General features: G+C 73.3%; 13 protein-coding genes and 1 pseudogene. 6 read left to right on the top strand and 8 right to left on the bottom strand.

The features are described from left to right. The first annotated feature begins 157 nt into the window (after positions 1-157). The 4 genes and pseudogenes from ACFWU6_RS17840 to ACFWU6_RS17825 all read left to right on the top strand — a co-directional run. Positions 158-1,138, top strand: coding sequence for a DEDDh family exonuclease (locus tag ACFWU6_RS17840; protein WP_383981833.1), 981 nt, complete (start codon positions 158-160; stop codon positions 1,136-1,138). A 169-nt stretch (positions 1,139-1,307) separates the two neighbouring features. Continuing rightward, complete coding sequence (locus ACFWU6_RS17835) at positions 1,308-1,541, top strand: hypothetical protein (RefSeq protein WP_383811264.1); 234 nt, start codon at positions 1,308-1,310, stop codon at positions 1,539-1,541. A gap of 126 nt (positions 1,542-1,667) precedes the next feature. Further along, positions 1,668-2,456, top strand: coding sequence for an SURF1 family protein (locus ACFWU6_RS17830; RefSeq protein WP_383981831.1), 789 nt, complete (start codon positions 1,668-1,670; stop codon positions 2,454-2,456). A 20-nt stretch (positions 2,457-2,476) separates the two neighbouring features. After that, positions 2,477-2,722 (top strand): annotated as a pseudogene (locus tag ACFWU6_RS17825) (SDR family NAD(P)-dependent oxidoreductase); the annotation flags it as partial. A gap of 72 nt (positions 2,723-2,794) precedes the next feature. Here the strand turns inward: ACFWU6_RS17825 and amaP are convergent. The 8 genes from amaP to ACFWU6_RS17785 form a co-directional block, all read right to left on the bottom strand. After that, complete coding sequence (gene amaP, locus ACFWU6_RS17820; RefSeq protein WP_383811268.1) at positions 2,795-3,352, bottom strand: alkaline shock response membrane anchor protein AmaP; 558 nt, start codon at positions 3,350-3,352, stop codon at positions 2,795-2,797. Between the two features lie 7 nt (positions 3,353-3,359). Then, positions 3,360-4,055, bottom strand: a complete 696-nt coding sequence (locus ACFWU6_RS17815) for a DUF6286 domain-containing protein (RefSeq protein ID WP_383811271.1) — start codon at positions 4,053-4,055, stop codon at positions 3,360-3,362. Then, positions 3,956-4,333, bottom strand: coding sequence for a hypothetical protein (locus ACFWU6_RS17810; RefSeq protein ID WP_383981829.1), 378 nt, complete (start codon positions 4,331-4,333; stop codon positions 3,956-3,958). Before ACFWU6_RS17810 ends, ACFWU6_RS17815 begins: the two co-directional genes overlap by 100 nt. 5 nt (positions 4,334-4,338) lie before the next feature. Next, positions 4,339-4,548 (bottom strand): hypothetical protein, encoded by a 210-nt coding sequence (locus ACFWU6_RS17805; protein ID WP_383811278.1) that lies wholly within the window; start codon positions 4,546-4,548, stop codon positions 4,339-4,341. A 99-nt stretch (positions 4,549-4,647) separates the two neighbouring features. Beyond that, positions 4,648-5,079 (bottom strand): Asp23/Gls24 family envelope stress response protein, encoded by a 432-nt coding sequence (locus ACFWU6_RS17800; protein ID WP_383811281.1) that lies wholly within the window; start codon positions 5,077-5,079, stop codon positions 4,648-4,650. A 248-nt stretch (positions 5,080-5,327) separates the two neighbouring features. Then, the gene (locus ACFWU6_RS17795; RefSeq protein ID WP_383981827.1) at positions 5,328-6,107 is read right to left on the bottom strand and encodes an enoyl-CoA hydratase/isomerase family protein; all 780 of its coding nucleotides are present in this window, start codon (positions 6,105-6,107) and stop codon (positions 5,328-5,330) included. A 162-nt stretch (positions 6,108-6,269) separates the two neighbouring features. Then, on the bottom strand, positions 6,270-6,491 hold the full coding sequence (locus ACFWU6_RS17790; protein WP_030010789.1) for a helix-turn-helix domain-containing protein: 222 nt from the start codon (positions 6,489-6,491) through the stop codon (positions 6,270-6,272). Between the two features lie 352 nt (positions 6,492-6,843). Continuing rightward, positions 6,844-8,442 carry an ABC-F family ATP-binding cassette domain-containing protein gene (locus tag ACFWU6_RS17785; protein WP_383811287.1) on the bottom strand — a complete coding sequence of 533 codons (1,599 nt, stop codon included), beginning with the start codon at positions 8,440-8,442 and terminating at the stop codon, positions 6,844-6,846. 278 nt (positions 8,443-8,720) lie between these two features. On the opposite strand from ACFWU6_RS17785, the gene ACFWU6_RS17780 reads away from it, so the two are divergent. Both ACFWU6_RS17780 and ACFWU6_RS17775 read left to right on the top strand, forming a co-directional pair. Continuing rightward, the gene (locus tag ACFWU6_RS17780) at positions 8,721-9,611 is read left to right on the top strand and encodes a neutral zinc metallopeptidase (RefSeq protein ID WP_383811290.1); all 891 of its coding nucleotides are present in this window, start codon (positions 8,721-8,723) and stop codon (positions 9,609-9,611) included. Between the two features lie 80 nt (positions 9,612-9,691). Next, positions 9,692-10,087 (top strand): VOC family protein, encoded by a 396-nt coding sequence (locus tag ACFWU6_RS17775; RefSeq protein ID WP_383811293.1) that lies wholly within the window; start codon positions 9,692-9,694, stop codon positions 10,085-10,087. Positions 10,088-10,213: the final 126 nt, after the last annotated feature.

Below are 10,213 nucleotides of genomic sequence, written 5' to 3'. Positions count from 1 at the left end.
ATCCGCCGCGGCGTCCGGCCCGTTGACGGCTGCGGCCCCGAACCGCCCGCGGCGGGCGACGTGGTCCCCGCCCCGGGGCGAGACCCGCCGGGCCACCGTCCGGCCGCGGCCCGGCGCCGGGCGCGGGCACGACTGTCGGACGGGGCCGATATCCTCTGTGACCATGCTCGACGACCGTACGACCGCAGAGACGATGTGGCCGACCGCGTACCCACAGGGGTACGCGGTCGTCGACGTGGAGACCACCGGGCTCGCCCGGGACGACCGGATAGTCTCCGCCGCCGTCTACCGGCTCGACGCGCAGGGCAACGTCGAGGACCACTGGTACAGCCTGGTCAACCCGCAGCGGGACCCGGGGCCGGTGTGGATCCACGGCATCACCAGCGACATGCTCCGGGGCGCCCCGCTCTTCGGGGACATCGCCGAGGAGTTCGCCGGGCGGCTCGCCGACCGGGTGCTGGTCGCGCACAACGCGATCTTCGACTGGCAGATGATCGCCCGGGAGTACGCGCGCGCCGCCGCGACGGCGCCGGTCCGTCAGCGGCTGTGCACCATCGCCCTGTCGAAGGAGCTGAACCTCCCGCTGCCCAACCACAAGCTGGAGTCGCTCGCCGCGCACTTCGGCGTGGTCCAGCAGCGCGCCCACCACGCGCTCGACGACGCCCGGGTGCTCGCGGAGGCGTTCCGCCCCTCCCTGCACGCGGCCGCCCGGGACGGCGTACGGCTTCCGCTGCTGGAGTGCCGCCCGTTGACGGAGTGGTCGGACTCGCCCGCCGCGCCCCGGGTGGGCCACCAGGCCTCGTACGGGAGCGGCAGCTGGCGCGCCTCGCGCAGGCGCCCGCCGTGCCCGCACCCGAACCCGGGGCGCTTCGAGGACGGCAAGCCGCTGAAGCAGGGCATGCGCATCGCCTTCTCCGGTGACACCTCGGTGGACCGCGAACTGCTGGAGGACCGGGCCGTCGAAGCCGGCCTGCACATCGCGACGAGCATGTCGCGGCTCACCAGCCTTCTGGTGACCAACGACCCCGACTCCGCCACCTCCAAGACGGTCAAGGCGAAGTCCTTCGGCACCCCGGTGGTGGACGAGGCGGCCTTCACGCACCTGCTGCGCGACGTGGCGCCCGCGGACGAAGACTGAGCCGAGCGCCGCCGGGCACGGCGCCGCCGCGCAGGGGCCGGCGCGCAGGACCTTCGGTGCCCCGGCGCCGGACCCGCCCGGACCGTGCGTTGCGCCGGCCGGGTGCAGGGGCGGCGACTCACCCCCGTGGATCTTGTTCCGTCCCCCCGTCGTGCGCAGCATTCGGCGCATGGCACGTTGTGAGGTCTGCGGAAACGATTACGGCATGTCCTTCGAGGTGCACGCGCAGGGCGCCGTGCACGTCTTCGACTGCTTCTCCTGCGCCATCCACCGCATGGCGCCGATCTGCGAGCACTGTCGCGTGCAGATCATCGGGCAGGGCGTCGAGGCGGAGGGCCAGTGGTTCTGCGGGGCGCACTGCGCCCGCGCGGAGGGGAAGGCGGGTGTCGTCGACCGCGTCTGACTCCCCCTCCCCCGCGGCTTCCCCGGCGTGCGGGCCCGGCCCGGGCCGCAGGACGCCCCCTGCGCCACGACCCCGGACGGCCACCCGGCCGCCCGGGCCCCCGCGGCTGGGGGTACCGTCGTGGGCGTGTACCGCTTTGTGCTGACCCGGCAGTGGGTGTGCCTCACCCTCGTCGCCCTCGCCCTCATCCCCGCGATGATCAAACTCGGGTTCTGGCAGTTCCACCGCCATGAGCACCGGGTCGCACAGAACCGGCTGATCGAGACCAACCTGCGGGCGGAGCCGGTCCCCGTCACCGAGATCACCTCCCCCGGCCACCGGGTCCCCCGCGCGGACTTCTGGCGTGCGGTCACCGCGACCGGTGCGTACGACACCGCGCACGAGGTGGTGGTGCGGATGCGGACCGACAACGACGACAAGGTCGGCTACCACGTCCTGACCCCGCTGGTCCTCGCCGACGGCCGGGTCGCCCTGGTCAACCGGGGCTGGGTGCCGGGCGGCGACGACCCCCGCGCGTACCCGCCCGTACCGGCCGCGCCCGCGGGCGAGGTGACGGTCACCGGCCGGCTGAAGGCCGACGAGACCAGCGGCGGCAGCGGCATCAAGGACCGCAAGGGCCTCCCGGACCGCCAGGTGATGCTGATCAACAGCACGCGGTTCGCGTCCCCGGCCGGGCCGGTCCTCGGCGGCTATCTGGAACTCACCGGTCCGGCGCCCTCGGGCGGGAGCCCCCAGATGATCGCCGAGCCCGACCACGACTCCATCGGCCCGCACATGGCGTACGCCGTCCAGTGGTGGCTGTTCGCGGCCGCGGTCCCGGTGGGCTGGGTGGTCCTCGTACGGCGCGAGAGGCGCGACCGCGAGGAGGCCCGGGCCGACGGCGAACCGGCCGGACGCGAGCCCGCGACGGCGTAGCGTGTCGGCATGGTCTTGGACTGGAAGACCGTGTCCACGTCGTCACCGGGGCCACCCGCGGCCTCGGCTTCGCCTCCGGCCGCGAACTGGCCGCCGAGGGCGCGAAGGTGCTCGTGACGGGACGGGACGAGCAGCGGGCGGCCGACGCCGCCGCCTCGCTCGGCCCCAGCGCCGTCGCAGTGGCGGCCGACAACGCCGACCCGGTGGCGGCCGCCCGCCTCATCGGCGTCATGGTGCCGGTCGACGGGGGCGCGCGGCACGGCTTCTGACCTGCCGCTACGCGGGGCGGGCCCGGACCGGTTCGGTCGGGGACCGTCCCGCGTGCGGCGGTCCGCCGCTCACGTCACGCGCTGGGCCCGGTGGGAGGTCACCTTCAGCCGGGCCTCCGCCGGCAGGGCCGGGAGGCCGGCCGAGGAGCGGGCGTGGTGCAGGACCGGTCCGGCCAGCGCCGCCAGGGCGTCGGCCGGGACGGCGTGGGGCTCCAGTTCCAGCGCGACCCGCAGCGCGGGCGCACCGCGCCGACCGCGCAGGGCGACCCGGCAGCGGGCGACGCCGTCCAGGGCGCCCGCCTCCGCGGCCACCGCCTCCTCCAGGGCCCGGCCCCGCAGCACGGCGAAGGCCCCGTCCCCGGTGTCGACCACCACGGCCTGGAGCCGCGGGCGCCTCAGTTGGGAGAGCAGCCACCACAGCGCCAGCAGCACGCACAGCGCGAGCGCGGCGGCCACCGCCCACCAGCGCCAGCCCTCGGTGTGCCAGTGGCGCTGGCGGGCCGCGGCCGTCAGCAGCGGCGCGTGCCGGCCGCCGAACGGCCACGAGGCCGTCAGCACCGCGGCTCCGGCGGCCAGCAGCACCAGCCCGACCAGCGCCAGCACGATCCGGTTCACCACCCCGAGCACCCTGCGCTCACCTCCCGATCCGTACGCGCGGCCGCGGCGGGTGCGCGAGGCCCAGTTCGTCGATGCCGACGGCGAGCACCTCGTCCAGGTCGGCCCGTACGTCGTCCAGTTCGCGGAAGTGCGAGGTGGCCCGGACCCGGACGTGGGAGCGGCCCACCCTGACCCGGACCGCGCGCACCCCGGACACCTCCATGGCCCGGTCCCGCAGCACCTGGGCCGCGGCCTTGCGGCCCAGGCCGGCCCGGACGGCCGGCTGCGGCCGGGGTTCCGCCTCCGGGAAGCGCTCCGCGTCCGTGACCGGGGGCGTCTGCACATCCGGCGTGCGCATCGGCAGAATCCCGCGGAGGCCGGGGGTCAGGGCCAGGACCAGGAGCACCGCCCCGGCCAGGGCCAGGGCTCCGCCGCCGATCAGGACCTCCGGATCCGCCGGGGCGTACCGCTCCAGCTGACCGGAGAGGTCTCGGCGCCAGGCCATCCCCGGGCGGTGCGCCCGTACCGCGACCAGGTCGTACAGCAGCAGACCCGCTCCGCCCAGCAGGGCGAGGGCGGTGAGGGCGGCCGGAATGCGCCGGGCGGACCGGAAGCGGGCCCCCGGACGAGCCGTCACCGCAGCCGCCGGTCCCGCCCGGCGGGGAGCCGGGTGTGGGCGGAGTGCAGGTGCTCGATGTCGACGGCCACCTCGGGTACCGCCATCTGCGCGCACTCCTCGATCCGGAGGGCCACCTGGCGGCGTACCGCGGCGCACTGGGCGGCGAGGTCGGAGGGGTAGCCGAGTTCCAGGCTCACCCGGACCCGTGCGATGTCGTGGTGCACCGTGACGGTGGCGTGTGGTGCGGCGGCCTCGCCCGGCCGCCCCGGCGGCGCGGTCAGGGCCTCCCGGGCAGCCTGCGCGGCGATCTTGGCGACGACCCGGTCGGCGATACGGGTGGCCCCCCGGTCGGCGGCGGCCACCCGGGGCGGGGTGGCCTTCGGCGTGCTCATCGGCCTCACCTGCCCCGGCCGTCGCGGCCGCGGTCACGCTCACGGTCCCGGGGGCGGAACAGGTCGCCCGGCTCCAGGTCCCCGTCGAGGAACCGGCCCAGGACGAAGCCGACGGCGCCGAGGGCGGCCACCAGCAGGAAGGCCCCGAAGCCGCCGAAATAACCGGCGAACCCCAACGCCATGCCGGCCACCAGGCCGACCACCGCCATGCTCATGCGGGCTCCTCTCGGCGGAACGGACGTACGGAACGCATGTACGGAACGGACGGGCGGAAGGTGCGGGCGGATGCGGGCGGCCGGGGGCCCGTCACCGCACTAGTGGAGCCTGGACTCCGGCTCCTCGTCTTCCTCGTCGGGCAGCTTGACGTCGCTGACCGCGATGTTGACCTCCACCACCTCCAGGCCCGTCATCCGCTCGACCGCCGAGATGACGTTCTCACGGACCGCCCGGGCCACGTCGCGGATCGACACGCCGTACTCGACGACGATCTCCAGATCGAGGGCCGTCTGGACCTCGCCCACCTCCGCCTTGACCCCGCGGCTGACGGAGGCCTTGGCACCGCCGGGCACCCGGTCGCGGACGGCGCCGAAGGTGCGGGACAGGCCGCTGCCGCTGCCCATCGCGTGGACGCCGACCACCTCGCGGGCGGCCAGCCCGGCGATCTTCTCGACCACCCCGTCGGCGATGCTCGTACGGCCTCGGTCTGCGGGGTCCTTGGAGAGTCCCCCTGATACGGATTCGGTCATCGCGTCTCCTGAGAAGTGGGAAGCCCCGGAAGGGGAAGCCTGCAGAGCCCCACGCGCCGCCGGACTCCCGACCACCGTAGGCCGCCGTCCCCGGCGGCGCTCGGGGTACTACGCCGGACGGTCGGGTCCGGCGCGTGTGGCTCCTGCCCCGCACCGGCCCGGACATGCGACCGCCCCGCCCTCCTGGCGGAGGGCGGGGCGGGGCGGAGCGGCGCGCGGCGGAGCGGCGGCCGGTGCGGGACCGGACGTCAGTCGGAGAGGCCCGCCAGGTCGCGCAGGCGGCGTGCCTGGGCCGCGCGCTCGGCGGCACGCTGGTCCTCGTAGGTGCGGGCGGACGCCCCGCGCAGCAGGGTCTTGGTCTCGATCACCGCGTCCCGCGGCGGGGCGAGCAGGGCGGTGGTGAGGTCCTGGACGGCGGCGTCGAGCTCGTCGGCCGGGACCACCAGGTTGGCGAGGCCCACCCGCTCGGCCTCCTCGGCGTGCACGGAGCGGCCCGTCGCACAGATCTCCAGCGCGCGGGCGTAGCCCACCAGACCGGTCAGCGGCTGGGTGCCGGCCAGGTCGGGGACCAGGCCCAGGCTGGTCTCGCGCATGGCGAACTGCACGTCGTCCGCGACCACGCGCAGATCGCACGCGAGCGCGAGCTGGAAGCCGGCTCCGATCGCGTGCCCCTGCACCGCGGCGACGGAGACGATGTCGTTGCGGCGCCACCAGGTGAAGGCCTCCTGGTACTCGGCGATGGTGGCGTCGAGCAGTTCGTCGGAACCGCGCGCCAGATCGATGAAGGACGGCTCGCCCTCGAAACCTTCGGGGGTGAACGCCTGCCGGTCGAGCCCCGCGGAGAAGGACTTGCCCTCACCGCGCAGCACGACGACCCGGACACTGCCCGGCAACAACCTTCCGGCCTCGGCCAAAGCCCGCCAGAGCGCGGGGGATTGGGCATTTCGCTTGGCCGGATTGGTCAGTGTCACCGTGGCGACCGTGTCGTCGACGGTGAGTCGTACGCCGTCCTTTTCGAGCAGAGCCATCCGTGTGCCTCCGGTGTGCAGTCGGCCGCGATCCCGGCCTAAGTGACTGCACAGTAACCACCCGGACGACCGGAGGGCCGACCGGGGGTCACCGAGGGAACCGCTGTTTCGGATGGAAACGGTGGAGCGGTGGATCGTCGGAACCGATGGGACCGGGGCGAATCAGGCCGTAGCGGCCTTCTTGCCACGTGTGGCGCCTCCGCGGCCACGCAGCGAGACCCCGGACTCACTGAGCATCCGATGGACGAATCCGTAGGACCGGCCGGTCTCTTCGGCCAGCGCCCGGATACTCGCACCGGAGTCGTACTTCTTCTTCAGGTCTGCCGCGAGCTTGTCGCGCGCGGCGCCGGTTACCCGGCTGCCCTTCTTCAGAGTCTCGGCCACCCGTGCCTCCTCGTGGGAAGTGCGCTCTGGACTTCTCATGATCACCCCTCCCACGCTTCCTGGCCACCCATTCCGCAAGGTCGATGCGACGGCATGTGCGCAACGGTGGACGGCCGAGCAGAACGGAATCTTCCCTTCCGGTGCATGACCTCCGTCACACTCCCCAGCCCCCGCCGGGAATCACCAGGTCAGGGGCCGAACGCCGGAAAGCGGAAGGCCCCGGCCGCGCACTTCGGGAAGTGCGGCCGGGGCCGTCGGGCGACGCGCAACGGTACGAGACCGTCTCACTCAGATGATGGATCACCGCTGAGCCGAATGATCCATAAGGGACTGGACCGGAAGCGGAACCGGATCAGGCGAGGGCCACGAGGTCCCGGTAGTCCGGTCCCCAGAGGTCTTCGACGCCGTCCGGGAGCAGGATGATCCGCTCCGGCTCCAGCGCCTCCACGGCGCCCTCGTCGTGCGTGACGAGGATGACGGCGCCCTTGTACGTGCGCAGCGCGCCCAGGATCTCCTCGCGGCTGGCCGGGTCGAGGTTGTTCGTGGGCTCGTCGAGCAGCAGCACGTTCGCCGAGGAGACGACCAGCGTGGCCAGGGCCAGACGGGTCTTCTCGCCGCCGGAGAGCACGCCCGCGGGCTTGTCCACGTCGTCGCCGGAGAACAGGAAGGAGCCCAGCGTCTTGCGGACGGCCACCAGGTCCAGGTCGGGCGCCGAGGACCGCATGTTCTCCAGGACCGTGCGCTCGGGGTCGAGGGTCTCGTGCTCCTGGGCGTAGTAGCCGAGCTTGAGCCCGTGCCCGGGGGTCACGACGCCGGTGTCGGGCTTCTCGGTGCCCGACAGCAGGCGCAGCAGCGTGGTCTTGCCGGCGCCGTTGAGGCCGAGGATGACGACGCGGGAGCCCTTGTCGATGGCCAGGTCGACGTCGGTGAAGATCTCCAGTGAGCCGTACGACTTGGAGAGCCCCTCGGCGGTCAGCGGGGTCTTGCCGCAGGGCGCCGGGTCGGGGAAGCGCAGCTTGGCGACCTTGTCGGAGACGCGGACGGCGTCCAGGCCCGCGAGCAGCCGGTCGGCGCGTTTGGCCATGTTCTGCGCGGCGACGGTCTTGGTCGCCTTGGCGCGCATCTTGTCGGCCTGCGAGTTCAGGGCCGCGGCCTTCTTCTCGGCGTTCTGGCGCTCGCGCTTGCGGCGCTTCTCGTCGGCCTCGCGCTGCTGCTGGTAGAGCTTCCAGCCCATGTTGTAGACGTCGATCTGGGCGCGGTTGGCGTCCAGGTAGAAGACCTTGTTGACGACGGTCTCGACCAGGTCGACGTCGTGGGAGATGACGATGAAGCCGCCGCGGTAGTTCTTCAGGTAGTCCCGCAGCCACACGATGGAGTCGGCGTCGAGGTGGTTGGTCGGCTCGTCGAGGAGCAGGGTGTCGGCGTCCGAGAAGAGGATGCGGGCGAGCTCGACGCGACGGCGCTGACCGCCGGAGAGGGTGTGCAGCGGCTGGCCGAGGACCCGGTCGGGCAGGCCGAGGGCGGCCGAGATCGTCGCGGCCTCGGACTCGGCGGCGTACCCGCCCTTGGTGAGGAACTCGGTCTCCTGGCGCTCGTACTGGCGCAGCGCCTTCTCCCGGGTGCCGCCGGAGCCGGTGGCGATGCGCTCCTCGTTCATCCGCATCTTCTTGATCAGGACGTCGAGGCCGCGCGCGGACAGGATCCGGTCGCGGGCCAGGACGTCGAGGTCGCCGGTGCGGGGGTCCTGCGGGAGGTAGCCGACCTCGCCGGAGCGGGCGATGGACCCCGCGGCGGGCTGGCCCTCGCCGGCGAGGCACTTGGTCAGGGTCGTCTTGCCCGCTCCGTTGCGGCCGACCAGGCCGATGCGGTCGCCCTTGGCGACGCGGAAGGAGGCGGACTCGATGAGGACGCGGGCGCCGGCGCGCAGCTCGACGCCGGTTGCGGTGATCACGGAAATACTCCAGGGCGGTGGGGACGGCGGAAGGGGGGCAGGACGCGATGCTTCGACGCCGCTAATCCGCGAGGAGATTTGCCATGGGAGTCATTCTACCGGGGGTGCGCAACTACTTTCCGGGTAGCCGGACGCAAGGCGCCCGCACCCCCGCGTCCCCCGTCCGGCTCGGGGACCGGCCCGGTCGGCCGCTGAGCACAGCAGGACGAACCGGTTGATACTCACCGCAGGGGCGGCCATGCGGCCCCGCCGGCTTCAGGAACGGAGGGTGGTGCGGGATGCAGTTCGACGACAACGCCAATCTGGACACGTCCGAGGTCCAGGACGTGCGTGGCAGTCGCGTCCCGGGCGGAAGGGCCACGATCGGCGGCGGCATCATCGGCCTCATCGCGCTGGTCATGGGTCTGCTCTTCGGCGTGGGCCCGGAACAGCTGGGCCTGTCGTCCGGGGACCAGGAGCCGGACCCGGCCGCTTCCTCCGTCAACCAGGTCCAGCAGGCCTGCCGGACGGGACAGGACGCGAACGCCCGCGAGGACTGCCGGCTGGTCGCCGTGGTCAACAGCACCCAGGACTTCTGGAGGCAGGAGTTCACCCGGCGCGGCGGCCAGTACGCCCCGGCTCAGACGGTCTTCTTCACCGGCCGGGTGAGCACGGCCTGCGGGGCGGCCACCTCGGCCGTCGGCCCCTTCTACTGCCCCCGCGACCGGAAGGTCTACCTGGACCTGGGCTTCTTCAACGAGCTGCGGACCACGTTCGGCGCGAGCGGCGGCCCCTTCGCCCAGGCGTACGTGGTCGCGCACGAGTACGGGCACCACGTCCAGAACCTGACGGGCACGCTCCAGCGGTCCCAGGACGGGCGGCAGGGCGCGGACAGCAACGCGGTCAAGGTGGAGCTCCAGGCCGACTGCTACGCCGGGGTGTGGGCGCACAACGCGACGAAGACCCCGGACGAGTCCACGGGCCGGCCGCTGATCACCAGCCTGACCGACCAGGACATCAAGGACGGGCTGGACGCGGCGGCCGCGGTCGGCGACGACCGGATCCAGGAGAAGCTCCAGGGCCGGGTGACCCCCGAGGCTTGGACCCACGGGTCGGCCGAGCAGCGCCAGCAGTGGTTCTACCAGGGTTACCGGACCGGCGACATGGCCCAGTGCAACACCTTCCGCTGACTGTCGGCGGCGCCTGCCATGCTGTGCCGTGGGTCACATTCACTGCTGATCACGTGCACGAACGAGAAGGAGTGATCGTCATGGCAGGCGTTCCGTCCATCTGTCCGACACTGCTCTACCGCGACGCCAAGGCGGCCATCCAGCAGCTGACGGAGGCGTTCGGCTTCACCCAGGTCGCCGTGTACGAGGGGGACGACGGCGCGGTGGTGCACGCGGAGCTGTCGTACGGGAACGGCGCGGTGATGCTCGGCAGCAAGGGGCGCGGCGGGGTTTTCGACACGGCCATGGAGGCTGCCGGTCCCGCCGGGGTCTACGTGGTGGTCGAGGACGTGGACGCCCACCACCGGCGGGCCGTCGAGCACGGCGTGGAGATCCTGATGGAGCCCACCGACCAGGACTACGGCTCGCGGGACTACACGGCCCGGGACGCCGAGGGCAACATCTGGAGCTTCGGGACGTACGCCCCGCAGGTCTGAGGCCCGCGGCGGGTGCGCCGGCCGGGGAGCGGCGCGAGGTCCGCGCCCCGCCCCCGCCCCGCCCCACACGCCCCCCGGGGGGCCCCGGGAGGCGGCCCCGCGGGCCCCCGAGGGGCGGGGGCGTTT

The organism is Streptomyces sp. NPDC058674, from assembly GCF_042716505.1.
In the GTDB taxonomy this organism is placed as follows: Bacteria; Actinomycetota; Actinomycetes; order Streptomycetales; family Streptomycetaceae; genus Streptomyces.
Note: the sequence above shows the minus strand (reverse complement) of the source record. Positions and strands in the feature narration are given on the sequence as shown.